General features: G+C 39.4%; 25 protein-coding genes and 1 pseudogene. 10 read left to right on the forward strand and 16 right to left on the reverse strand.

Translation table 11 applies throughout. The features are described from left to right. Positions 1-257: 257 nt before the first annotated feature. Complete coding sequence (locus EZV76_RS00005) at positions 258-899, reverse strand: N-acetylmuramoyl-L-alanine amidase family protein (RefSeq protein WP_308419840.1); 642 nt, start codon at positions 897-899, stop codon at positions 258-260. 183 nt (positions 900-1,082) lie between these two features. Between EZV76_RS00005 and EZV76_RS00010 the strand changes: the two genes are divergently transcribed. Genes EZV76_RS00010 through EZV76_RS00050 form a run of 9 tightly spaced genes read left to right on the forward strand, consistent with a single transcriptional unit; the run spans position 1,083 to position 8,192 of the window. Further along, entirely contained in the window at positions 1,083-1,370 is a 288-nt protein-coding gene (locus EZV76_RS00010) for a hypothetical protein (RefSeq protein WP_136564557.1), read from the forward strand. Between the two features lies 1 nt (position 1,371). Then, positions 1,372-1,656, forward strand: coding sequence for a hypothetical protein (locus EZV76_RS00015; RefSeq protein ID WP_136564558.1), 285 nt, complete (start codon positions 1,372-1,374; stop codon positions 1,654-1,656). Beyond that, the gene (locus EZV76_RS00020; RefSeq protein ID WP_136564559.1) at positions 1,643-4,048 is read left to right on the forward strand and encodes a TraG family conjugative transposon ATPase; all 2,406 of its coding nucleotides are present in this window, start codon (positions 1,643-1,645) and stop codon (positions 4,046-4,048) included. The genes EZV76_RS00015 and EZV76_RS00020 overlap by 14 nt, the downstream gene beginning before the upstream one ends. A 2-nt stretch (positions 4,049-4,050) precedes the next feature. Beyond that, positions 4,051-4,638, forward strand: coding sequence for a conjugal transfer protein (locus EZV76_RS00025; RefSeq protein WP_136564560.1), 588 nt, complete (start codon positions 4,051-4,053; stop codon positions 4,636-4,638). Between the two features lie 2 nt (positions 4,639-4,640). Then, positions 4,641-5,483, forward strand: coding sequence for a hypothetical protein (locus EZV76_RS00030; RefSeq protein WP_136564561.1), 843 nt, complete (start codon positions 4,641-4,643; stop codon positions 5,481-5,483). Positions 5,484-5,493: 10 nt separating this feature from the next. Further along, positions 5,494-6,123 (forward strand): conjugal transfer protein TraK, encoded by a 630-nt coding sequence (locus tag EZV76_RS00035; protein ID WP_136564562.1) that lies wholly within the window; start codon positions 5,494-5,496, stop codon positions 6,121-6,123. Positions 6,124-6,145: 22 nt separating this feature from the next. After that, the gene (gene traM / locus EZV76_RS00040; RefSeq protein ID WP_136564563.1) at positions 6,146-7,087 is read left to right on the forward strand and encodes a conjugative transposon protein TraM; all 942 of its coding nucleotides are present in this window, start codon (positions 6,146-6,148) and stop codon (positions 7,085-7,087) included. Positions 7,088-7,103: 16 nt separating this feature from the next. Continuing rightward, positions 7,104-7,928 (forward strand): DUF4138 domain-containing protein, encoded by an 825-nt coding sequence (locus EZV76_RS00045; protein ID WP_136564564.1) that lies wholly within the window; start codon positions 7,104-7,106, stop codon positions 7,926-7,928. Positions 7,929-7,934: 6 nt separating this feature from the next. After that, positions 7,935-8,192 (forward strand): hypothetical protein, encoded by a 258-nt coding sequence (locus tag EZV76_RS00050; RefSeq protein WP_229660168.1) that lies wholly within the window; start codon positions 7,935-7,937, stop codon positions 8,190-8,192. A gap of 170 nt (positions 8,193-8,362) precedes the next feature. On the opposite strand, the gene EZV76_RS00055 is transcribed toward EZV76_RS00050, so the two are convergent. From EZV76_RS00055 to EZV76_RS00110, 12 genes and pseudogenes are all read right to left on the reverse strand, one after another. Next, positions 8,363-8,833, reverse strand: a complete 471-nt coding sequence (locus tag EZV76_RS00055) for a Dps family protein (RefSeq protein ID WP_136564565.1) — start codon at positions 8,831-8,833, stop codon at positions 8,363-8,365. A gap of 17 nt (positions 8,834-8,850) precedes the next feature. Beyond that, positions 8,851-9,543, reverse strand: coding sequence for an alpha/beta hydrolase (locus EZV76_RS00060; RefSeq protein ID WP_136564566.1), 693 nt, complete (start codon positions 9,541-9,543; stop codon positions 8,851-8,853). Positions 9,544-9,608: 65 nt separating this feature from the next. Further along, complete coding sequence (locus tag EZV76_RS00065; RefSeq protein ID WP_229660169.1) at positions 9,609-10,184, reverse strand: Crp/Fnr family transcriptional regulator; 576 nt, start codon at positions 10,182-10,184, stop codon at positions 9,609-9,611. Positions 10,185-10,291: 107 nt separating this feature from the next. Further along, positions 10,292-11,542: a type II toxin-antitoxin system HipA family toxin gene (locus EZV76_RS00070; protein ID WP_136564568.1), complete on the reverse strand. Its 1,251-nt coding sequence runs from the start codon at positions 11,540-11,542 to the stop codon at positions 10,292-10,294. Between the two features lie 5 nt (positions 11,543-11,547). After that, a complete protein-coding gene (locus EZV76_RS00075) occupies positions 11,548-11,835 on the reverse strand; it encodes a helix-turn-helix domain-containing protein (protein WP_136564569.1) in 288 nt (95 codons plus the stop codon). 75 nt (positions 11,836-11,910) lie between these two features. Continuing rightward, positions 11,911-13,491 (reverse strand): type IV secretory system conjugative DNA transfer family protein, encoded by a 1,581-nt coding sequence (locus EZV76_RS00080; RefSeq protein ID WP_136564570.1) that lies wholly within the window; start codon positions 13,489-13,491, stop codon positions 11,911-11,913. A gap of 1 nt (position 13,492) precedes the next feature. Next, positions 13,493-14,524: a MobB family relaxase gene (mobB, locus tag EZV76_RS00085; protein ID WP_136564571.1), complete on the reverse strand. Its 1,032-nt coding sequence runs from the start codon at positions 14,522-14,524 to the stop codon at positions 13,493-13,495. A gap of 11 nt (positions 14,525-14,535) precedes the next feature. Continuing rightward, entirely contained in the window at positions 14,536-14,916 is a 381-nt protein-coding gene (locus EZV76_RS00090; RefSeq protein ID WP_136564572.1) for a BfmA/BtgA family mobilization protein, read from the reverse strand. Positions 14,917-15,336: 420 nt separating this feature from the next. After that, positions 15,337-15,533 (reverse strand): annotated as a pseudogene (locus EZV76_RS00095) (hypothetical protein). 137 nt (positions 15,534-15,670) lie between these two features. Beyond that, positions 15,671-16,120, reverse strand: a complete 450-nt coding sequence (locus EZV76_RS00100) for a JAB domain-containing protein (RefSeq protein ID WP_136564573.1) — start codon at positions 16,118-16,120, stop codon at positions 15,671-15,673. A gap of 84 nt (positions 16,121-16,204) precedes the next feature. After that, complete coding sequence (locus EZV76_RS00105) at positions 16,205-16,549, reverse strand: single-stranded DNA-binding protein (protein ID WP_136564574.1); 345 nt, start codon at positions 16,547-16,549, stop codon at positions 16,205-16,207. 450 nt (positions 16,550-16,999) lie between these two features. Further along, a complete protein-coding gene (locus EZV76_RS00110; RefSeq protein ID WP_136564575.1) occupies positions 17,000-17,311 on the reverse strand; it encodes a hypothetical protein in 312 nt (103 codons plus the stop codon). A gap of 577 nt (positions 17,312-17,888) precedes the next feature. Between EZV76_RS00110 and EZV76_RS00115 the strand changes: the two genes are divergently transcribed. Then, on the forward strand, positions 17,889-18,977 hold the full coding sequence (locus EZV76_RS00115) for an adenylate/guanylate cyclase domain-containing protein (RefSeq protein ID WP_136564576.1): 1,089 nt from the start codon (positions 17,889-17,891) through the stop codon (positions 18,975-18,977). Between the two features lie 294 nt (positions 18,978-19,271). Here the strand turns inward: EZV76_RS00115 and EZV76_RS00120 are convergent, their stop codons facing one another. From EZV76_RS00120 to EZV76_RS00130, 3 genes are read right to left on the reverse strand one after another with little or no spacing between them, the layout of a single operon-like run. After that, complete coding sequence (locus EZV76_RS00120) at positions 19,272-22,391, reverse strand: efflux RND transporter permease subunit (protein WP_136564577.1); 3,120 nt, start codon at positions 22,389-22,391, stop codon at positions 19,272-19,274. 16 nt (positions 22,392-22,407) lie between these two features. Beyond that, positions 22,408-23,493: an efflux RND transporter periplasmic adaptor subunit gene (locus tag EZV76_RS00125; RefSeq protein ID WP_136564578.1), complete on the reverse strand. Its 1,086-nt coding sequence runs from the start codon at positions 23,491-23,493 to the stop codon at positions 22,408-22,410. A gap of 14 nt (positions 23,494-23,507) precedes the next feature. After that, positions 23,508-25,850, reverse strand: a complete 2,343-nt coding sequence (locus EZV76_RS00130; protein ID WP_136564579.1) for a TolC family protein — start codon at positions 25,848-25,850, stop codon at positions 23,508-23,510. Positions 25,851-26,038 lie beyond the last annotated feature (188 nt).

Consider the following 26,038-nt stretch of genomic DNA (forward strand, 5'->3'; position numbering starts at 1 on the left):
ACAGAATAGATATAAAAGGAGAATCGATGAGAAGAAAATTAAAAAATAAAAACTAAGTTTAACCCAAGGATAGATCAAATCTGGGCAGTTCGTTTGCTATGGTCAGTTTTATCCGGCGAAGGTGGGTCAGTTTACCCGGCTTATCCAATAAGAGGAAGTGATTCAGCTTTTGAACGATTTGTACAGTAAGATAATTTCTGAAACAAATTCAATTATAATCGCTTTCAAACTCTTTACCAGCTCCAAAAATAATTCCTTCATAGCATTGATTTTAATGTTGTTAAAATGAGGTTGGCCACAAGCCGTAGATTCTTTGAATCCGAATAATAATTTTCCTCATCCCCATTACTCAAAAAACCCAATTCCACCAATACAGAGGGCAAATAACCTATCGTTTCCCTTAGCACCTGAAAATTGGCAAACTTTACGCCCCTACTCTCAAAACCCATCTTCTTATTAAGGTTCGCTTGTAAATTAAAGGCAAGCCAAGTAGCATTATCGGAATACTGGGTTTGTTGACTTCCCACGTAAACTTCAATACCCCTTGCATAGGGATTATCGGAATGGTTGCAATGCAACGACACGAACAAATCAACTTTTAAGGTTTTGGCCAGCTTGGTTCTATCGGACAAATAAATTAATGTATCGTTATATCGTGTCAAATAGATTTCCATTGGCGATTTTGACTTTTCGTTAAGCTCTAAAATGGCCTTGGCAATATTCAAAACAACCTCTTTTTCCTGTACGCTATTTTCACCGATTGCACCCGAATCTTTTCCACCGTGTCCGGGGTCGATCACAACTACTTTTTTTGCATCCAAATCCTGCCCCGAAAGCAAGCAACTTTTGAAGAGCAAAATGGCAAAACTGACGTTTTTGAGCAGATTTTTCATTTTCATTTTTCGGGTTATCAACAGTCGGGTTTCAAAATCGCATAGAATTTGATGCCAAATAATAGCAACGGAAACCAAACAATATCAAATAATATTTTATTCACAATTAATTGATTTACAATATTTTACCCTCAAATATATGTAAATTTCCCATAACGAAAACAATACAAATTTTTAAACTTATTCGTTATGAAAAAATCACATTATTTGGCAGGCGTTCTTTCGTTATTGACCACATCCCTTTTTGCCCAAATCGGTGGCATCGAGGATTCGGTCAATGACGTTTCCGATACCATCCGAACCATTTTCCCCATCATCCTTGGGGTCATCTTCCTTATTGGCTTCCTCTTCAATGCCGGACACTTTTTTGGTGAAAACGCCGACCTCAAAAAAGGCATTACCCGTGTACTGGTCTTTGTGCTTATCGCCGGGGCGGTTGTGGGCATCTTTACTTATTTAATTGGCATCGTAGTTTAAAATGAAGAAGTACGAGGTCTATAGAAATATGCGGAAAGGGGCGGTCATTTTTGGCCTGCCCATTTCTTTGTTCGCCTTGATGATGGTTTCCATTTTGGGATCCTTGCTCATCATCATCTTTTCTTTTGGTTTTGGTATCATCATAGGACTATTGCTGTTCAATGCCGTTCTCTATATCGCCCTGATACGGATGGCCAACAACCCACAACTCTTTCAAATGGGAAACCCCTTCCCGAAAATCATCAGTAACAAGCGTAACTCAGGATTTGATTATGAACAAGATTAACCTTTCGGCATATCGACCTATTGCGGATATTCAAGATAATATCGTCTTTGCCAACAATGGCAATGTGGTATTGTGCTTTAAGGGCAATCTACCTGAAATCTATTCGCTTTCCGAAAAGGACTTTGAGGATATGCACGGGGCTTGGTTCCAGGCTTTAAAGTCTCTACCCGTGGGTACTGTAGTCCATAAACAGGATATTTATTTAAAGAAAACCTATTCCTCGGAACAACTGCCGAACAGCACCTTTTTAGAAAAGGCCACGCACGACCATTTTAAAGGTCGAGAATATATCGAACATCAATGCTATCTGTTCTTTATCCTTACCAAGAACAAGGCACTCAACAATCCAAAATACGTCAACCCCTTCCGAAAGGTGTCCAAAAGTATCGTTCAGGAAATGGACGATAACGTAAAGGGCTTCGCCAATGCGGTCAATGATTCGGTTTCCTATATCAGCAACAGTCGCAGGGTGTCCCTGAGACCATTAAAAGAGACGGAAATAATGGAGTTTACCCGAAATTATTTCAATGGGTTCAGTGAGGGATTTGACACCGACATCTTATTGGAAAAGAAAAACGTCGCCATTGGCGACAACCATTTTGATGCCCTGGCCATTAACAGCGAACTGTGCTTTGGCGAAAGTGTACAGAGCAGCAAGACCAATGAGAAATTCACTTCGGACGATTTTGTATTTCATCAGGGGTTTATCGATGGCTTAGGGCTTACGCTCTACGAAAACCATATCGTCAACCAAATCCTATATCTTGACGACAAGCAAAAGTGGCGCAAACTGCTCGACAAAAAAGTGGAGGAACTGAACAAAAGCTCCAATTTCGGTTCTCAGAACAAAGTGGTGCTTGGTAAAATCCAGCACATCCTTGACCAAATCAATGCCGACGACAATGCTCGGATTATTCGTGGTCATCTCAATGTAGTGTATTGGGCAAAAGACAAAAAGGGTCTTGATTCGATTACCTCAAAAATCAAGACCGAGTTTAAGGAACTCGATATCATCCCATACTACCCAAGAGGCGAAGAACGAAAAAATTACATTCTAAATAGCTTCTGCTGTTTCTCATCCAACTTTTCAAACAACGACTTGTATGTCACCGATTTAAAGCACGCCCTTTGCCTGTTCATCAACAATACCAACTACAAATCGGATGCAACCGGAATCATCTTCAATGACCGAGAGCATAACATTCCTGTTTTAAAAGATGTTTGGGACGAACGCAAAAAGCGCATCAAGGCACGGAACTTCGCCATATTCGCCCCAACGGGCGAGGGCAAATCCTTTTTGGCCAATAACATCCTGCGCCAATATTTTGAAAACGGTGTCCGTCTGGTCATTATCGATTTGGGCGGTTCGTATACGAAATTCGCCAAGCTCTATCCCGAAAAATACACCGTGCTACGTTATGAAAGCGGAAAAAATCTGGGTATCAATCCATTTTACATCAGCGACCAAAACGACCTGACACCGGAACGTCTGGAGGATTTGTCCGTGTTCCTTTTTGAACTCTTCGCTTCGGATTTAAAGGTAACCAAGGCACAATCCGTTTCTGTCAAGAAGATTCTGAGCCATTATTACGATAGCGTTTCGGAAAACCATTCCCTTGACGGGTTCTACCATTTTATAGAAAGGCACCATAAGGATATTCTGAACGACCTAAAAATCCATCCCGACTACTTTAATGTAACGAGCTTTTTGCACGTAATGTCAGAGTACGTCGGCGATGGTCTATATAGTTTTTTGTTCGAGGTCAGCGAAGACCAGACCTATAAAATAGAGGACAAACGGTTGATTGTTTTTGAGCTTGATGAAGTGAAGGACAACAAGGAAATCCTGTCCGTGATGCTCAAGCTCATCAAATCCTCCATCCAACGCACCATTTGGCGGAACCGTGCCGAAAAAGGCATCATCCTATTCGATGAGTTTGCCAAACAGTTGAAGTTTGAAAACGTGTTGGAAAGTGTGGAGTTCTACTATCAGGCCATTCGAAAGCAGAACGGTGCCATAGGAATTATTTTACAGTCCATCAACCAATTGCCGAACAATTCCACATCGGCAAGCATCCTCGAAAACACCCAGGTCATCTATAGCCTGAACAATGAAAAGGGCTATGAGGAACTGGTCAAACGGTTGAACCTATCCAGTCACGACCTGAACCAGTTAAAATCCATCAAGAACAACCTTTCAGGGCCGAGAAAGTACACCGAAATGTTCATCAAAATTGGCAAGGAAAGCAACATTTTCCGATTGGAAGTCCCCAAGGAAGTCTATGCGGCTTACCTAACGGACGGAACAGAAAACGAGGTCATAATGGCCATTTATAACAGAACAAACAATATGGAACAGGCCATAAAAGAATTCACATCTAAATCACAATAATTATGAAGACAAAAATCAAAATTTATTCAATCGGGATATTCCTTGCAATTTCCCTTTTAATGCCCGGTCGTGCCACCGCCCAGGGGATGCCCGTTTATGACAACACCAATTTCATCAGCTTGGTAAAACAGCTTTTGGAATCAGGAAAGCAGACCGCACAGCTCATCAAATCCGTGAAGTTTTTAAAAGATGCCAAAGAAAGCATCGAGAAGGTATCAAACGTGGTACAACAACTTAGAGCTGTTCAGGAAATTGCCAGCAACAACCAACGCCTTATCCAAATAATGCAGGACGATATGCAGGACATTCTCAATTCACCCTATATCAAGCCGGAAGAGGTCAGTCGTGTGGTGGAATCCTTTGAGGCCATTGTTCAAAACTCCTTGGACACGGTGGATTTTATTGATGAAGTACTATCCAGTGACTACCTCAAAATGAGCGATGCTGAACGTGCGGCCATTTTAAAGGCCAAAGAAATAGAATCTAAGGAAATGGTGTCAGCTGTTAACACCAAAACCCGAAGGTATCGGGATATTATTTCCTTCAGGAAAATGCAGGATAAGGTCAATAACCGCGAAACTAATTATTAACGATGACCACCACCATCATTTTAGGGATTGGTCTCGAATACGTCGATACCATTTTTCAGACCATACAGAACAGCGCATTCTCGCAATACACCATTGCCGGGATGAAAACGCTTGCCGTGCTGTTCTTTTTGGTCAACATCCTTAAAAAATATAACGAAGGCGTGGCTGATAGGGATGGCTATTCCTGGGGATTGAGTCCGGGCGAGCTGGCCAAGAATTTTGCCATTGTTCTTTTGGTCATTTTCTCTACGCAAATTTTAGGTTTTTTTGACGATATTTTGGTGGCCATAGAAGGTCAATACAGGGGAACGGCACCTGCCTTGTTACCATTGCAAATGCAGGATATTCCCATTGAAGAGGAAATCGGGTTTGTACAGGCCGCACAAGCGGCAATGGCATTGTTGTACGAAGCATTGGTAACACCGTTGTACGGTTTCAAGATATTTGCATTCATCGTCAGTATTATTCTGTGGATTTTGGATTTGTTCATTTATCCACTTTTCCTTGCTGAACGCTTTTTCTTGTTAGGCATAATGCAGGCATTCTTTCCTTTGGTCATCAGCTTGGCGGTCTTTGAAAAATTCCGGTCGCTTGCGTACAACTTCTTCAAACTGTATGCAGCCGTTTATATGCTCGTGCCGGCTTTCTTTTTGGTCAACGTCTTTATCAATGCCATCTACAACGAAATCAATACCAATTTCTGGACCAATCTATTCGGTACGGATGTTGGCCAAGGCTTTTTTGCCCCTGTGGTGCAATTAGGCTCCGTTGTGTTCATTGTGTTCCTAAAGTTTAAGTTATATAGGCGTGCCACCTCATTTACCCTCAGATTGTTCAGCAACTAAACCTATCAAAATGAAAACACCGTACAAAAACATTTATGCCGTCCTAAAAACAAATCGGTTCATCGTGCTTGCCGTGGTTATCTCTGCGGCATTGTCGAGCTTCTTTTCGGTTTGGATGGCTCATACCATTAACAAAAGGGCATTAAACAGTGCCTTTGCCGTCAACACCGATGGTTCGGTGATTCCATTAACGTTGGTCGTGCAACAAGAAAATTTTAAGGTCGAGGCCTTGTCGCACTTGCAACTGTTCCACACCTATTTCTATAACATCGATGCGAGCAATTATGAAAAAAATCTGGAAAAGGCACTTTGGTTGGGCAACAGTTCTGTAGATAACCTCTATCGTCAGAAAAAAGCGGACGGGGTCTATAACCGATTGCTGCAATATTCCCTGGTTCAAAAAGTGTTGAGTATCGATTCCCAAATCGAGAAACGGGATGACACCTATGCATTCAGAACGGTAACCATTTTTGAAATCAACCGTGGTTCTACCATTGACACCTACGAATTGGTCTCTATTGGAAACCTGATTACCGTTGATAGGAACTTTCCCAACAATCCGCACGGGCTGCTCATCACCGAATATTTCGAGAACTCATTAAGAAAAATTGAGCCGACCAGCCTGCCGTCGGGCAGGTAATCGGCAATTAAAAACTACTATTATGAAAGTTAAAGTTGAAAAGAACAAAATAGTATTTGCCATTGTCCTGGCCACGCTGCTCATTTTCCTTATTTCCTATTCGGTTATGGTTATGGGCGATGACGAAAGCGACAATGAAAATCTGGAACAGACCTTGGTGCCCGAGCTGGAAGAAGAACAAAAGGAATATGATTCCAAACTGGATGCCATCAATGATTTAAAAGAAGTACGGGAAACCAATGCACCAAGCATTTATGATGAAAAGCTGTTGGATTCTACCGGACTTTACAATCCCGACCTACCCGAATTGGAAAAACAGCGCATCGTGGACAGTATCTATAAATCCAACAGGATTAACTATTCCGAAAGGACGTATCGGAATATCGGAACAAAAAGGGTTGTCCAAAAAACCGAACAGAAAATTGATTCTTCCGAAATCATTGCCGAACAAAAAATCAAGGCCAAGGAACTCGGTCTAGAACATCAATTGTTCTTTGCCTCGGATCCAAAGCGAAATGAAATTTCTGTGCTTGGTGCAACGGATGATGTTATTTATGTCGTGGTCAATGGCGACCAGACCGTTATGGTCAATTCCCGTTTACGGATGCGTTTGATGCAGGATGCGACCATTAACGGCAAGCGCATTCCGAAAAATACCGATGTCTTTGGTTTTATAAGCTTTCAGCCTAATCGTGCCCTTATCGAAATAGAAAATATCGACCATCATCCCACAAGCCTAAAGGCAATTGATTTTCAGGATGGCAGCGAGGGCATCTATGTACAGAATAGTTTCAGGGCAGAGGCCACGGGCGAAGTGCTGGACGATATTATTCAGGACATCAACGTGCCTGGTGTTCCCCAAGTCGGCGGTGTCAGTAAAGTGCTTCGCCGAAGAAACCGAAACGTAAAGGTGACAGTGCTCAATAATTACAAACTCATTTTAAAATCCGACAATCGGCAATAATTTAATTCCTATCACAATGAAAACTTACATCCTATCACTGCTATTGATTTGCCCAATCTTTATAACGGCACAACAAACCCTGGACACCATATATGCCAATGACCAAAAGAACGTTGCCCTGTTCTTTCCAGAACCAATTCGTCAGGGCATCACAGGTTCAGAGAATTTTGTCTTTACCTATAACCGGGAAAAGGAACAATATTTTGGCTTGTTGCAGGCCAAGCCCGGAAAGGAAAGTAATCTGCTAGTAATCAACCGAAATGGCGCCATTTTTTCGTATATTGTATGTTACAGAGAGCAGCTTGAAAAGCTGAATTATTTTATCCCGATGGATAGCAGTATAGGCAATGAAAGGCCTGTATTTATTGAAAACGAGGGGCAGCTAAACCCTGTAAGGGAAATTGGAAATCGGACTTATTATTATCAAAAATTCTGTTCCTATCTGCTGACCCGAAAACATCGCATCGGAAGGATAAAAAAACGAAGCGAGGGCATTGTTCTGAGCATCGAAAATATTGTTTTTGACAGAGAGGAACTGTACTTCGTGATTCGCATTGAGAACAAATCCACATTGGATTACGATTTGAATTTTTTGAACTTTTCGGTCGAGACCCGACAAAAGGGAAGGAAAAAATCCTTGCAAAGCCTGCATCAAGAACCGCTCTTTGTCCACGACCGACCTAGCAAAATAGCTGAAGGCGAAACCTCCAGATTGGTTTATGTGATGCCTAAATTTTCGTTGAGCGATGACCGCAGGGTGATTCTGGAACTGAACGAAAACAATGGCGAACGCAACCTGAAATTGAAGGTGTCCCATAATTTTATCAATAACCCAAATTAGAATATTATGAAAAGATTGGTCATTTATGCGTTGGTTCTGCTGCTTTTTGCCTGTGCAGAACAAAAGGAACTTTCCCCTGTCGAAACGGCTCAAATTGTTGCTGAAAGTTTTTACACTAAAGACAACACAACCCTAAAAAACCATACGACAAAAGAAGGCTATGACGGTATGGTGAGCATCCAGAATTTTGTGCCGGATGGAAATTCAAACGATTCAGATTTTAAGATATTGAATGAGAAAACCGATGGTGAAATTGCCTGGTAAAATTCTCTACTTCTTACGATTCAAAACCTGAAACCTTCAAGCTGGTCAAACAAGATGGGCAATGGAAAGTTACACAGCAAGGTGTTAGGGAAAAAACGCCTTTTTAAACTTTCTCAATAGAAATGGCGACTCGGTTTTAAAAGCTCAAATCGCCATTTTTCATTTTCCGTTTATAGATGGGAACGCAGCATCCACGCCATTTTTTCGTGTTCTTCCAATAGTCCTCCCAACATTCCGGCAGAGCCCTCGTCCTTATACTTGTCGCTACATTGCCCTATGTTTTTACGGATTTCAACGATGATACTTTCGTGGTCTGATAGCAATGTTTTGATAAAGTCTTTTGATGTCGTGCCCTCTTCGTACTTTTCGGTCAACTGGGTCAATTCCAACATTTCCTTTAAGGATGAAGGTGGGAAATGCCCCAACGAGCGAATTCGTTCTGCCAAATCGTCCACAAATCCGTCAATTTGGTCGAACTGTTCCTCAAAAAATTCGTGCATCGGTTTAAAATCGCTTCCTTGAACGTTCCAATGCGCCTTTTTTGTCTTTAGGAAAAGTGCAAATTCGTCCGCCAAGATTTTGCCCAATATGTCCGAGACCTCTTGTCTGTTTTCTGCGGAAATGCCAATGTTAACTTTCATTTTCAGATTGTTATTTGTTATGACAACGACTCTGCTGCTTCAAGAATCAATTTCGATATTTCGTCTGCCTTTGAAGCCAATGAAGCGTGGCTTGCATCCAGTTCAATCGTTTTTTTCGGGTTCATCCTTGCGCTCATTTCACGTTGCGTGTCGGGATGTATCATTTTGTCCCGGGTGGAAACTTGGTACCAAACGGGCTTTTTATTCCACGCAGGATTTTCCATTTCGTCCCCAAAACATTGTCCGCTAATCGCCTTTTGCGATAATGACATTACCAGAGCATCTTCATCGTTTACATCGGGACAGAATTCTCTTTGGAACTCATCATATTTTATCCATAAAAAGCCTTTGTCGTCAGGGGCAATGCTTCCACCACCAGAGGTTGGGCGCTTTGCCAAAAGTCCGCCCAAACTTTCGCCTTTGTCGGGCGCAAATGCAGCTATATAGACCAATCCGGTTACCTTGTCGTTGTTTCCAGCACCGGTTATCACGGCACCCCCGTAGGAATGACCGACCAACAGCACTTTGCCGTCCTGAGCATTTACCAGGTCGGTCGTTTTTTGCACATCGTCCGCCAACGAGGTCAGAGGGTTTTGTACCGCACGAACTTTGTAACCCGCCTTTGCGAGTTTTGGGATTACGCCTTTCCAATGTGAACCGTCACCCCAGGCACCGTGTACCAATACGATTGTTATGTTTTTTGTTGCCATAGTATAAATGTTTTTAGTTAAGACATTAAGGTAGGATATACTGGACAGAATTTCGTTACCTTAAGTTAAGTTTTTTGCAGTCGCCTTCTAATCCTGCTCAAAGACTGTGGGGTGATGCCCAAATAGCTTGCAATGTGCTTTTGAGGCACGTTCCGGAAGATTTCGGGGCTTTCTTCCAGAAGGTTGATATACCTTTTTTCGGCCGAAAAATAAAGTAGGTTCTCGATTCTTTTTATGGCATCCAGATAAATCCGTTCCGCCATTTTGCGCCCAAATTCCTGCCAATAGGCTTCTTTAAGATAAAGTTTTTGTAAATCGTTTTTGTGCAATAAAAGCATTTCTGTTTTGCGCAATGCCTGAATATTGAGTTTGGAAGTTTTATTGTTCAGTATGCTTTCGTAATCCGTGAAAAATTGGTTTTTTGAGTGGATGTTGAAACTTTGATCCTCACCACTTTCATTGATGTAGAAACTTCGCAATGTTCCACTTTTCACAAATCCGAGGTGTTTGCATTTTTTTCCCTGTTTTAGGAAGAACTCCGACTTTTTGAGCGTTCTTTCCTTTAACAATCCGTAGAATTCATCGAAATGTTCAAGGTCCACTTGGAATAGGTCGCCATATTTTTGAAAATTGTCGTTCACTTTGTCTTTTTGGAATTGTACTTCGATAGGTTCATAATTTTAGTTCGCATCCGTTTTATATTTTCATTTTAAATGAAGTCCATTCGATATTTGGAATCTTATTTTTTTTACCATTTAAAAGCTACTTCCATCAATTCCATTTCCGCATTTTTTATTCCCAATTCTTTGGCTACTATTTTCCAATCTTTGACCACTGAAAGCACTTCATCCAGAATAGTATTCATCTCTTCTTCGCTCAGGCGAAAATATTCGCCCACGCTTTTCACCAAATCAAAGTCCAGAGCATTATCGTCCATATCGATATTTAGTGACAAGCCGTCCTTTTCTATGGATGGGTTTAAATCATAAGCTGGTGACAATACCCAGCCCTTATCCGTCAAAATAAACCCGTGATTTCGCAAGTGGTCGTCTGTGTTGGAAATCGCAATATTGAACACGATGCGCCGCCAAAGTTGGTGCAAGTTCGCTTCAACATCAACACCATAATTTTCAATAAACTCGACAATCTCAAGATAGCTTGGTGAGGCATTCTTTATTGAATCTTCGGTATTGCCGGTCATCGTCATTGCCGAGGCAAAGTGTATCCGTTTTTCAACTTTTCTATCGAATCGTTTGGTCAAGAAGGTATGGTATTGTCCGCTAATTTTTTCAACTTTGGATGCTGCCATATCGATGCCGGCAGCTATGGCCAATCGATAAGCCAAAAACTCCCAAAGGGCTTTGTCAATGGTATCGGCTTTTGATGGAAACTTGGCAATCCACAGATTTTTTTGTGCGTCGAAAATATTGGCTTTGGGTCTGGCTCCACCCAAGGATGAACCAGGTGCTATTAAAACCGCAATCCATTTTCTGATGGCCTCACTTTGGTCATCACTTTCCAGTTGTTTAGCGGCTTCCTGTAAATCGCCTAACGATGACCAAGGCGGTGTTGGGGCTTGGGCATCGTTATCCAAAAAAGGACCGTCCAAATCTGTTTTAAAGCGTAAGGCCCCCATTCGGCTTTCATCGAACACACCAAGCAAATAATCCAGTTCATAAAGATTTTTTGGTTTTTCATTGTTTGCCCTTGCGTCTTGTGCTGCTTTTCGCTTCATCAAGGTCTTGCCCCAAGTGTCCGGCATACTATCAAGGAAGATTCCAAAATTCTCTTTGTTGGCAGGAAACTGTGGCCCGGAATAAAACTTAATATCAGGGTCAAGCAAACGTTGTGCATCTGTTTTTAACCAATCTTTGTCATATTCAAAACTGAAGGCTTTCTTTCCTTTGGCAAAATGTGCGGATAACGTACCTATGAGGGTCGGACCTTCCAAGCCCCCCCAGTCAGCAAAAACGTATATGTCAAATTTTCCTTCTGCCATCTTTATTATAATAAATCCAGATCTTGTAGTTTTCTGCCAAAGGCATCGTCATTGGCAAGCTTCAAGAAATCATCTTGAAGATTCAGTACCCTGAGCACATTAAAATACAGGCCAATGGCCACGGCCGGGTCTCCCTTTTCTATGCGATAAAGGGTAGCCCTGTGAATGCCCGCACGTTCGGAAACTTGCTCTGTCGTGAGCTTTCTTCGCTTTCGTGCCAGTTTGATGTTTTCACCGATCTGGTCAAAAATCTTCTGGTATTTGGGAAGCAATATGGTTTTCTTAGAATTCATAATGTTGCTCTTTAACGACAAAAATACATTTTATGTTGTAAATAAGCAACTTTTTAAAATGATACAGACGTGCTTTCAACCAAATATCGACCTAGCCTCATCATAAATCCGCTCAAAATTGGCTTCCAAATCCGAACTTGAATATTGCTTTTTCGGATTAGGAAGTTTCTTTTGGATTTTAGCCAGTTTGAAATGTACTTTCTTATCCTTCCCATCGGCGTAGGTAATAAACTCGCCCTGTTTTAATCGGAAGAACACATCTGCCCGAATCTTCGGAATTTCCTTTTCGCCCGTAGTAATCCGGGTATCAAAATCGAGGTTATGGCCACGACTGATGCTTTTAGTCGGGTCTTTGATGATTTCAAAAAAGCGTTCGTAATATTTTGCCGTGTCCGGGTCGTTTACCTTTCCAAAGAATTGATAGGACAGATTGCTCAAAATCGCCCGGCTTGCCTTATCACCGTACATCATATCGTTTTGGATTTTGTCTTGCATCACATAGATTGTGGCGATATCATAGCTTCTCAATGTTGCCGGAATCCGGTGCATATTTAATAAACGAATGGTGGGTGCTTCCTCCATCAACAAAAAAGACGGTCGGGAATTGCGAACGCTCATCTGTTTGGTGATGGTGTGGACGATGGTGGCAATAACCGGTGCATAAGATGTCTCGTATTTGGGATTGTTCACCACCGAAATAACCCCTGGATTTTCTTCGCTATTGATATTTAACGGTACTTCATCTGCGGACAATGCCATAAATATGCGTTGGGTGCTGATGCGTTTTAGCGCATTGGCCAAGGTACTTTTTACACCTGCCGTTTGCCGTTCGGAATCTTTGCCACTAATGAACGCATCCGCCATAGCCCGAGACGTGGTATTGGTTTCCAAAAATTGGATGAGGCTGTCAGTGTCCAACAATTGATAAATGGCAATCAAATGGGGCAGGGTGCAATATCTAGGGTAATCGGTTTTCAGCTTCCATATCAGTCCACCGACCAAGCCCTCGGCGGCATCGTTAAAGAATTTTGTCGTTCCAGTCGAACCACTTTCCCGTTGCTCCAAAAGGTTTTCAATCAACACCCTAGAAACCTCGTTTACACTTTCCTCGTTCTCCAGATAACGAGGTGCAATCGGGTTTACCCTGTGGATGATACGGTCAAAGGAAATGACCTTAAAGGGAATGTCGCCATCCTTAAAAAGCGGATAGGCCATTTCGGTAAGTTCAAAATCCTTGTAATCGTGGATGATGCCACAGAACCGATGTTTTTGGAAGTGTTTCAGAAACCCATAGACCACACTTTCCGTCTTTCCGCTTCCCGCAGAACCGATGACCGAAGCCCCTCGTTTAATGTTGTGGAGTTTGAATTGGCCTTTGGTCGTAGCAAAACTTACACTAAAACTTTCATTTCCATTGTTGAGTTCATTCGGACTATGCAGAAATACATAGAACACTGTATTGATAAGCAATAACGGACAGCCATAATACAAGGAAGCCAATGGCCATCCCAATTCCTTTGAAACATAAAAAACCAGTAAACCGATTAGCAAGATATTCAGGGCAAAGGCATATTTGACCACCCGAAAACAGCCGTAAAAAACAATACTCAGACTGCCAACTATTATTAGAATCGATATAAGGTTGTCCGTTTGCATATTAGATTCCGATTGAACTTGATTTGATGGCGATTTCCGCACCACGCTGCAACCGTTTAAAGGCACGAAGTGCCAATTGTGCTTTGTTGGTGGGAATGTTGGGCAGCATCGGAACGCCCGATTTTCCGATGATTTTAAAGGCCAATGCCTTTTCGTTGGCTGGCAGTTTCATCAAGGCGGCAAAGTAGCCTTTCGGATTCTTTACAAATTCCTTTTTGGCCTTGTAGGTCTCTGCAAAGTTGCGCTGATAACCGAAAGTTTTGTCAAAGGTCTTTTCGGCTCGTTCAAAGAATTGGTCTCGGTCAAACCCCCGATTTACGGTCTTGCCGTGCATCTCCACTTTGGATGCCTTGTGCTTGCTTCCAGGGGAAAGGCTGAACGAATTGGAGGCATCCTTTCGGCTGATGATGATATGAATATGACTTTGGTTGCCAGCTTTTTTCATTCCTTGGACGATGCGCTTGCCGTTCTGTTGGTGCGGTGCTTCCTTTTTGAGTTTGGCTATTTCCTTTTGTCGTTTTTTGATTTTGCCTTCCATCGTTCCTCTTTGAATGTTCCGGATTTCGGTTTTAAGCTGAAGAATCTTTGTGGCATAAGGTTGGTTTTCTCGAATCTCCCTGTCCGTTCCCTTAAAGCTGCGTTGGTGCTCGATTTTTGCAAAATATTTGATGTCATCGACCGAAACTGGGCGACCGTCTATTTCCCTGTTGAAACTTGCCACATAGTCCTTCATCAGCTCACGGGTGTACCGTTTCAAATCCTCGCTGTTGTCCTGAAGTCTCCGTAGCTCGGATTTGGACGGGCTGACCGTGATGGAATAGAACTTGGGTTCGTCCCGTTTGAGCTTGGCGGTATTGCCATCGATTTCGCGTACCACTTCGGCTGCGGAAATCTCATCGCCATACTGGTTGAAAAAATGCTCCATATCCTCTTGTTCCAAACCTTGGTTTTCCTTTTCCAGATACTTCACGAAATCCGCCGAGCTTTGCGAGTAGTTCTTCCCCAAATTCTGTGCTGTGATGGTGATGTACATTGTTTAAAATTTTAAAGTTCGTTGGTGGTGTTTTTCTTCTCCCTGAATTTGACCTCTTGCTTTTCTTCGGCATATTTCTTTTCTAGAATGAGCGGTTTCTTTTTAGGCTCATCAACCTCAAACAGGGATTGCAGCATGGCGACCGTGGGCTTGGTCTGGGTCTTTTCCACATCACGCATTATGGCGATAACGGCATTGATTCGCTTTAACAATTTGGCCTCAATGGTACGTCCCGTTGGCCCAAAATTTTCCTTTGGGGAAATCTCGTTGTAGTGGAAAAAATCGAGAATGGTTTCCATTGCCTCGGTGTGAGTTTTGAAATGGGTGCGTGAGAATGCCTGGAAACGCTTTGCGGTTTCCTTTTTGAACCTGATACCGATGAATGAGTCCATATTTCGCCGATTTGTCGCAAAATCTTCCCTGAAAATGGGCGTTTGGAGGCCGTTTGTCGCAAATCGTTGAAACCCAATACAATTCAATAATTTTCAACTACCTAAAAACCAATTAATTGCACTAAAAACGGAATACGTAACATCGCTCCGCGTGTTACCCTCTTGCTATTCCATTTCGTCCCGCTCGCGGGACAAAATTCCATACAATCTGCTTCCCATCCAGATTGCCATTTCAGGGAAAATAATTTTCCGATATGTTATTTTCCGATGTAAAGGATTATCGGCGAAAGTCAAAAATTGGATAATCCCTTTTAAAAATTTGATGCTGGATTTCAGCGAAGTAAAGATACGGTTTTCAATCTTTTGAGCATAGAAAAAGCCCTCATTTAATAAGGGCTGTTTTGGTTCGTTTTAGTGTTCCTAAATATTGAATACAAAGGTATAGGAGTATAAATTCCGTATCGCTTCCTCTTCCAAAAGGGTATCGTAATTCATGTAATGTTTCTGAGTATATCCTTTATCTGTTCCCCGAACCGCTTTTCCACATCCTTTCTTGACATGGCAAGCAGTCGGCTCTGTGTCTCGTCATCGAGATTGTTATAATTGAGGTAAATCATTGTTCAAGATGTTTATAGGTCGTACAAATCGGGGTCAAAACCAAGGGGGTAATCCCCTTGGTCATGTTGTTCGTCCGACCAGAATTCTAAATCGGTATGGCGACTTTCTTTTTCCTTGCTTTCCATAATGTCGGTTTTTATAAATCGCCATTATCGGCAAAACTGTAATAGTCACCATTTGGTGTTATTATCAAATGGTCGAGCAACCTCACGTCAAAAAGCTGTGCCGCCTTTTTAATTTTTTTGGTCAGGGTCAAATCCGCTTCACTTGGTCGGGTCTTATAACTTGGATGGTTATGTGCAAGCAAAATCCCAACGGAAAGTGTCTTTAGCACAATAGCAAAAAGAATCCTCACATCGACCACCGTACCCGTTAGACCTCCCGTGGACAATGGAAAAACCCCTTTGACCTTATTGGAATTGTTCAACAACAGGATTTTAAAGGTCTCGTGCAAGCCTATCGTGTTCTTGTCCCAATGCTCGTAGAGCAATCTTGCTGCATCTTGGGAACTATTTATAGGTTCTGATTTCAAGGTTGAAATCTTTTCCCGGTAACTTATCTGAATTTCGTTAACTTTACTCTTCATTATTCTAAATTTTAAAGTGGATAATGAAAAGAGGGCACGCACTAATTGAAAACTGGTTTAAGTGCCCTCTTTCTTTTTTTGGTTTTACTTATCGCCTTTGTTTCCAAGCAATAGGATTTCATCGGCTACTACTTCGGTTACGTAGCGTTGGTTGCCGTCTTCGGTGGTGTAGGTTCTTGTTTTCAATTTCCCCGTAATGCCCACTTCCTTGCCTTTTTCTACATACTTTTCAACAATTTCGGCGGTCTTTCCCCAAGCGACAATCGTATGCCAATTGGTGTCCGTTTGTTTTTCGCCCTTGCCGTCCTTGTAATACTCGTTGGACGCCAATGAAAAGCGGGCTACTTTCTTTCCGCTTTCAAGGTTCGTAATGGTTGGTTCTTGCCCAACATTTCCGATTAACTGTACGTGATTTTTAATGGTACTCATAACTAAAAGATTTAAAAGATTAATAATTTCCCTTTTCAATTCAACTTAAATTTTAAGGGGTGTTTGTTTGATTTCTTTCGTGCGCAGCACAATGGATAAAGTGGGTTTTGTCAAGACTTTCGGTGAAAAATCAGGAGTGTCTGCGACGTAGTAAAATGCTCGCATTTTCAAGGAAGTAGAAACCTTATTTTTTGCCGGAACCTGCCTTGGTCTTGACAAGTTCCATAAGGGCATTAGCAATTCTTTTAAACCATTTGCAAGGAAGCGTACAGGCAGTTAAGCGCGTGCGGCAAATAGGGTTTAAATTAGAATTGGTTATGCACTGCCTGCTTTTCGACGCCCCGAAAAGCAATACAGGCTTTATCCATTATAAACCCCTTAAAATGTGTAAGACAGCGGTTCGTTTTTTAGGGATTTTCGAGCAAGGGCTCAAGAAGAACTTGCCGAATATCACGTTGGGAAAACCGAAGCGGTGGCTTTCCGTTGGCAAGCGGACTCCATCCCCTTTTTGGCTCGGGAATGCAGTGTCCCTGTCCAGTCCCGATAGCTATCGGGACGGACAGGGGTAACGGAATGGAAAGCCAAAAACGGGGATGGTGTCCAAGATGTTTTTGAGTGAAGCGCTTTTCCCGAAGTGGAGTGGCTATCCGTCTTTTTGCGGAAAGCCGCGGAACGTAGGGGAATGTGCTGAACGTCTGAAAAAATAAGGTATACTCTTTCTGTCAGGATTTTACTACTGGAACTGTAAAATCTGTTCCTCAATTTCTGTATTAAGCCATCCCGAGTTAGTCTTTAGGTTATTTTATCATGTTGGGTTTAAATATTGAATTTCAGATTATCGAACTGAATCTAAACAAGTCCAATCACAATTAAATTCCATGAGCAAACTTATAAATGATGCGAACCATTTTCACTCAGTATACTCTCTACATAAATGATAATTTTTCTCTTATTTTTTTGTAAATTATAGAGCGAAAACGTTTAGTCTTCCCTGTTCATTCTATCAATGCATATGAACCGTCAGGTAAGGCACAATTGTGGGCAATCATGTATAAATTAGATGTATTTAAAACTCATTAGACCAAAGCTTTATACTAAAAAATAGATGAAAGTTGAAAAAGTCAAATTGGGTGAATTTTACAACAAAAGTGTCATCTCTATTAATGGCATGATTAAATTACATGAATATGAGAGTTTTATGAAATCCCTCATGCAATAAATTTTTGAAACAAATAATATAATTGTGCTTTATAACCAGCTAAGGATTCATCTATATTTGAATTTAGGGCATAAAACTAATAAAGTAAACTGAGGTAATGACCAGCTGGGTTTAATCCATATGAATAGAGAATTAAAAAAATACTTAATTATCCTCATAAAATCATTGCTATTTTGGACAATAGCAATGTGTCTGCATGTATTTATAAGATACCTCGGTGTATATGACGAACCTGGCATTCATGTAAATTTTGAATACGAATTGTCTTTGATAGATAATCTAAAATATGGATTTCTTTCAGGAATGCTAATTGGATTTTTTTTATCGCTTGTTGAATATGTGTTCGAAAAATATTTGGCTTACAGAATTCCTATGTGGTTGTATTTTATTTTCGAGACCATTGCGTATTTTATCGTTTTGGCTTTTGTTTTAATTATCGCCTTCTTCTTTTTTAACAAAGAAAACAATACAAATTATTTCACGAAAGAGTATCTGCGATTGGACAATAAAGTTTATTGGGCTTATTTAATTTATGCATTATATATATCCATAGGTTTGTCATTTATACGAATTTCCACTGAATTTTTAGGAGGTAATACTTTTTGGAAAATTCTTCAAGGCAAATATCAAACTCCAAAAGAAGAAACGCGCATATTTATGTTCCTTGATTTAAAATCTTCAACAACCATAGCTGAGAAATTAGGGCATTTTAAACATAGCAAATTAATTAAAGACTGTTTTTTTGATTTGAATGAAATATTATTGAATTTTAAAGGCGAAATCTATCAATACGTTGGAGATGAAGCAGTTATTACATGGATTTACACTTTAGGAATTCAGAATAATAATTGTACAGAATTATTTTTTTCATTTAGGGACAGATTAAAAAACAGGAGTCCCTATTACCTAAAGAATTACGGTATAATACCTGAATTTAAGGCTGGTATACATGGCGGGAAAATAATAACTGTAGAGGTAGGAACAATAAAAAAAGAAATAGCCTATCACGGCGACACCATAAATACTGCAGCACGTATTCAATCAAAATGTTCTGAATACCAACAACAGGTTATTATATCAAAAGAATTGTTCGAGGCTCTAAATAAGGACAATAGCTATAAAACTATTGACCTTGGTTCAATTCTGCTTAGGGGCAAGGAAGTTCAACTGAACTTACTCGGCTTGAAAAAGTATCATAATAAAAAGTGACCTACCGTACAATTTGGCAAACTCCCAGTTACTGACTACTACAGATTGAGTTGGAAACTTTAAGTGAAAAAAGCTGTATGCGTTACCGTAGTCTCCAGATTCTCTTCAATTTTTATATAACCCATAGAAAAAGACAAAATACTACATACGGTAAAAACCTGATTCAAAATCTCATTTGTAACATAACCAAGGTCGTATTTATCCATCTAAAGTATGTGAAGAAAAAAACAACAAATCAAATAAGAGGTGTTTTCAATTTGATAAATTGTGTACTCACAATTTTAGCACCACTTGCTATTCTTCTATAAGTTTTTCATTGAACTCATAGCTCTTATAATCCACTTTAAAAAGCGCACTGTATACAGTAGGAATAAACAATAGTGTTATAACGGTCCCAAACAATAAACCCACCATGATTCCTATAGCCATTCCTTCCCACATTTCTCCTCCAGAGATATATAGCGGCAATAAACCGAGTACTGTTGTAAATGTTGCTAAAAGTATAGGTCTGAATCGTTGCAAGCAAGCGGCGATTATGGCATCTTGTTCTGTTCTTCCCAAATCACGCTGTTCAATTTCCATTCTATCAATAAGAACAATGGCATTGTTAATTACAATTCCTGCAAGGGATATTAAACCTAGAAAAGGCATAAATCCAAAGGCTTCACCAAATACTAATAAGCCAATCACCACACCAATGATACCTAAAGGAATAGTCATCACTACCATGGCCATTTTTCTAAAAGAATTGAATTGAATAATCAATAGCAGCACAATTATAAATCCTGATAATGGCAAATACCCAATGACGGATCCCATATTCTCTTCAGATTGCTTAGCCTCTCCGCCAAACTCATAACTATAATCAGAGGGCCAATTCTTTCTTTGCTCTTCCAGCCATGGTATAATTTCATTGATTATATCAGAAGAATTACCTTCAGGGCGTAAATCACTAGATATGATTACAGTTCTTACCAAATTAAAACGCTTAATTTTTGAGTATTGCCACATAGGGACTATAGATGCTACTTGTAACAATGGCACAGTCCTCCCAGTTGTCTGCGAATAAACATTTAGTGTTTCAAGCGAAGCCAAAGATTGTTGCTGATTGTCATCACTACGCATAACTATTGGTATGGATTTATCATCCTCTCTATACTCTCCCGTCTGAAAACCATCTAAAACGGTAAGCAATGAAGTTGCGATATCCAAGCTTGTGATTCCTGCTGATTGAGCTCTGTTTTGGTCTATTTCAATAATAAATTTCTTGCTTTTAGGGCCCCAATCGTCCTTGACATTTTTTGTGCCACTAATGCTGGACAATTTTAATTTTACTGCCTGACTAATCTGAGACAATTCATCAAAATTATTGCCAGAAACTTTAATCTCAATAGGTATGCCGCCGCCACCAGCAGATAAAGCCCCGACTTTAATATCAGCATTAGGAAAGTTTTTGAATGCAAAATCATCAATTTTGGCAATCATCTTATTATTTTCATTGAAAGATGATGTATTTATGAGAATGTGGGCATAGTTTGAATTAGCTTCATCAGGTGTATATCCTAAATCATATGATTCTGGCCCTTCTCCTATGTAAGAAGACCAATCTAAAATTCCAGTCAATCGTTTGTTATTTACCTGCAATGAATCTGCTATATAGCTTTCAATTCGTTCCACAACCTCAGAAGTTCGCTCAATTTTGTTACCTTCTGGTAAGTTGATATCAACTGTGATCATATTACGGTCACTATCTGGAAAAAACACGAAAGGTATTTTAGTGAATCCATATAGAGAAGCTAAAAAAATAAGAAAAATGCCAATTATCACTTTCCATTTGTTCTGTAGCGCAGTCAATATCATGTCTTTATAATAAATCTTCAACTTGTTAATGACAACATCTATGAATCCTGGCTTCTTTTCCGTTTTTGGAGACACCTTTAAAAATAGGTAACAAAACAATGTTATAACTGTGAGTGCAATAATCCAAGACGACAAAAGAGCAATGGTAATTACAACAAAAATTGGACCTACAATATCTCCCATAGCTGTAGGTGATAGGTAAAATGCCAAAAATGCTGCCGATGTTGTTAATGTTGAAATCAATAAAGGCATCCATAATTCTGAAAATGCTTCTACCGTAGCTTTTTTTCTTTCTATGCCTTCCTCCATTTTTACCATAATGGTTTCTGCCACTACAATAGCATTATCAACAAGCATCCCTAGCGCCATAATCAAAGCTGCTAGGGTCACCTGGTTTAAGCCCATATTAATTACCCCCATAACCATTAATGTCATAATGGTTACTATTGGTATTAAACTAGCAATAACAAAACCTGTTCTAATACCTAAGAAAATAAGCATGACGAGCAAAACAATCGCAATAGATTGCATCAGGTTTACAATGAAATCGTTTACCTTAAAATCTATATAATTATCTAATGACGACACTCTTATCAGTTCTAATCCAACAGGCAACTTTTCTTGCCAATGATCAACCACCTTGTTAACTTCTTCACCCAACGCTATTACATTGGCATTTTCTTTTAGGTTCACGTGTAATGAAATAGCATTTTTACCATTGATACGTACTTCTTGAGAAGGTGGGTCTATATAGCCTTTTTTTACCGTTGTTATATCACCTAGTTTAATAAGCTGAGAACTGTTCTCGTTCCCTACGGAAATTAGCATGTTATCAATATCCTTTACAGAATTAAAATTTCCCGTTGGTTCCAAAATTATACGCTCATCACCTAAATTAACTTGCCCGCCAGAGTTCAGAATATTAGTAGCAGCAATAGCCTGCTGAAGTTTGGAGGCCGACAAACCATATTCTTTTAATCGCGAATTTTCAAACTCTACAAAAACCCGTTCTTCTTGCTCACCACCAATTTCCACTTTGGCTGCATCCGGTAAGCTTATTAGTGCATCCTTTATATCATCAGCGTATTCTTTCATCTCTGCATAAGAATATCCATCAGATGTTAAACCAACCACAATGCCATAAACATCACCAATACCGTCATCGTTCAAAAAGGGAACTACTCCTTCAGGTAAACCTTCCAATACATTTAATTTCCTACGCAATCTATCCCAAACAGATTGCATTTTCGTTGGAGGCACTTCATCCTTTAAGGTTACGCTTACCACAGACAATCCTGTTCTTGAGATACTGCTTACCTCTTTAAGTTCAGGTAATTCTTGAGCCGCTTTCTCAATTTTGTCTGTAACCAATTGCTCAACGCGTTCAGGGCTTGCCCCAGGAAATTCAGAAACAACAGTGGCTAAACGTACAGTATAAGGAGGCATGCTATCTCGGGACAAACCCGAATACATTACTAAACCCATGAGCACGATTGTTGTCAATACCATGAAGATTATTCTGTTTTTGTCTATAGAAAATTGTGCTAGATTCATTTGGGTCGGGTTTTAATTACTTCAACTTCACTTCTTGGCCGTCTAATAATATTTGTAAACCTGCTGTAGCAATTTTTTGTCCCGCTTCTAATCCGGAAACAATCTCAAAACCCTCAGTGTTTAAGTTGCCAATCTTTATTGGATGTTTTTTGACAATAGTTCTATTTTCATGTTCTACAATCAAGAATACAAATCGTCCATTACTATCTTCTCCAACCGCATTTGCAGGCACAACTAAAATATTGTCATATGTACCACTCTCCTTAAAATCGAAAGTTACATTAGCCGCCATGCCACTTTTTATTTCTTCACTAGTATTTACTAAGCGAATACGGATAGGGTATGTTGCTGTATTTATATCAACGGAAGGGGATATTTCTGTCACCTTGGCTTTAAAAACTTTACTTGGCAAAGAAGAAAAGTTCACAAGAACTTCCATATCTTGTTTTACACCGTTAATTATACTTTCAGGTATTCCCAAGACTATTTCCATATCCACTCCTGCATTAAGGATTGCAATGGTCTGACCTGGGCCAACATTTTCATCCATTTCGGCATTAACTGCTGAAATCACACCATCTGATGGTGCATATAGAAACCCAAAACGCACTTGTTCACGCTGAATGTCCACACCTCTTTGTGCAGATTGATAGCTTTCTTGGGCTGTTCTATAGGCATTTTTTGCGGATTCAAAATCACTTAAAGAAGAACTTCCTTTTTCATACAATGAACGTATTCGGTTCAGGCTTAACTTTGCTGTATTCATTTGTGATTCTGCACTATTCAATTGTGTTAATGCTTGCTCATAAGCTAAGCGAGACTGCACATTGTCCAACTTTGCAATTAATTGTCCTTTTTTTACTTTTTGCCCAAGCTTGATATCAAACAACGTTATTATTCCACTGTTCCTAAAACTTAAATTAATGACTTTGTCCGTTTGAGCTGTCCCACTAAACGTCCTTATTTTCTCCCCTCCCGAATAGCCTATTTCCTGATACTTTACAGGTCGCACAGGCTTTTGTGTTTCTTGTTTCTTTTCTGAACAAGAAATGAGTCCAATTGCAAACAATGCAATCCAAAATGTATAGATTGTGTATTTCATCTTAATATGATGTTTTATTCCTTATTATTTAAAAATTCTAAAAAGCGCTGCTCAAATTTCTCATTGTCATCGTCTGAATTAAGTATAAAATAATAACCTAAAAAACGTTCCAAATGCAAAGAGCTAATTAAAAAACTGTATACAGCAGTCGTTCTTGCCAATTGTGCGTTTAAATAATTATTTTGAGCATCGATTAATTGGACTATATTGACAGCACCACTTGAATATCCGGTTTGTGTAAGTTCTAGAGCCTCTTTTGCAGCTTCTTCTGATACTTTTGACAACTTAATGTTTGCCATTTCATTTATAACATTTAACACTGCCTTTCTCACATTGGCGGCAATTTCCAATTCAGTATTTTCCCTATTGATTTGTAGTTGGTCTTTTTGAATTGTTGCTGTTTGCTTATCAATATTATTTTTATTTTGGTTAAAAATGGGAACCGAAATATTTACGCCTACATTATAGTTCTCGTCTAACAAAGAAAAACCTTGAATTGGTGTACTACCTGCCCCGCTCCGGCTAAAGATTCTATTGAATTGCCCCTGCAAACCTACGGTTGGCAAAAAGCGGCCTAAGCCACTTAGCTTGATACTTCTATCTATGGCTTCCATATTATAGTTAATGGATTTAAGCTCGGGGGCATTTTTTTTTGCTTCTATAACAAGAAATTCTATAAAATGTTCCCTGATATTAGGGCTATCTAAGAAATTGGAAAAATGCTCATAATTGTATTTTTGGAAGACTCCTTCATTCAAGGCCACTTCTTCAATTCCAACTTTGTCACCAATATTATTGTTTAAAAGCTGGTTGACATTGACAAATCCTTCCTCTAAACTATTTATTGCCTTAATCAACTCTAATCTGTTTTGCGCCATCTCACTTTGAAAACGCAACATATCAGACTTTCCTGCTTCCCCTGCATTATAGTTTTGTTCTGCTATCTGAAGATTCTTTTTAGTGAGTTCTAAATTGCTTACTTGAATTTGCTTATTTGCATTTAAAATCAAAATTGTAAAGTAATTACTTGAAGCACTAAAAATGGCATCTAATTGTGCCGCATTAAAGTTTTCTTGTTGGGCTTTCTGCAATTTTTTTTGAATAGCGATGTTTGCACTTGCTCTTGCAGAAAAAATTGTTTGATTCAAAGTGATATTTCCAGTTGTAGAATACTCTGCGTTTTGGCCAAAGCTATTTTCTGCCATGTCGGGATCCACGTAAGTACCCATTCCTCCAATCGTTAAATTAGGCAGATAATCACTTTTTGCCTTTTTCACCTCCTGCTGACTTAATTCTATTTCCTTTTGATTTGATTGCAAGAAAAGATTGTTTTCAAGCACCTCATCTATAAGTTCAAATAAATTGTATTTTTCCTTTGATGATAGATTCTTAAACCCTCCCACAAAATGCGCATCAGCCATCAAGCTGTATTTAATAGGGACATCAATTAAATCAGCTGTATCGAAATTAATACTTAACTGATTTGTAAAATCAATATAAATTGGCATATCCTCCAACGGTGTTCCATTTATATAAGTTTCAATAGTTAGTGAGATTCTCCGAAAAAATTGATCGAAATTATCCTGATTTTGATAAGTAGCCATTAAGCCACCTTCAACTTGTTGTACGTCATTCAATGTAAAGGAAGGTATTTTTTTATCTATTAAAACCTGTGCTAGGGTACCAACTTCTTCATTGGAAAGAAAAAACCCACCAGCAAGGTATAAAGCATCTACATTGTCTAAATTAGATGTAATATCATCGATTGTTGTGAAGGGAATAATTTGGTATTGAGACTTTAATTCTCGCAAAGCATCATCGAAGATTTTTTCGAATGGAAGAGTTGAAACGACCTCTTTGTCCAAGGCAATTCCAACTTTACTGAAACCACTTATCTCATGCAACATTTTCAAATCATCTCTGTATGATTCTTTTTCAACTAGATACGCAAGGTTTTTAATACCAGAGGTTTTGTTTGTTAAATCAACATTTAACAAATCGCTATTGACCGCCCCAAAGACAATTGTAGGTTTTATGAATGACTCTATCTGGCTTATAAATTGATTGTTGATAATGCCAAATACTAAAATAATATCTGTTTCATTTTCAAGGATTTTTTTATAATTCAATTCTGCCAGCTCGAAATTAAATTCATTAGCTAGAATATTTTTTTCTAAAAAATGAATGTTAGCATCCTCACCGACAACAGCTTTGACTTCATCCTCTAAACGTTCAAGCAGTGAATTGATTTTTTTGTTTCTATTATCTAAAAGGATACCAATGTTATAGTCCCGTTTAATTTGAGAATTGCCAATTCCATAGAAAATGAGAAAGAAAATTATTATTAGTTTTTTCATTTGGTTTTTTATTTAGAAAAACGAAACATTTATAACTAGCACAATAATGAACATATGCTATTATTGTAACTTTTTCGATTGGTAATTTAACAAAATTTTTGGAAAAACAAATTAAAATATTTGCCCATTTCTTTACTTAAACTATCAATTTGAAACCAATTGACGCGATTTCCTTTAGATACATATTT

Origin of the sequence: Flagellimonas alvinocaridis (assembly GCF_004916895.1) — a bacterium.
Classification (GTDB): Bacteria; Bacteroidota; Bacteroidia; order Flavobacteriales; family Flavobacteriaceae; genus Flagellimonas; species Flagellimonas alvinocaridis.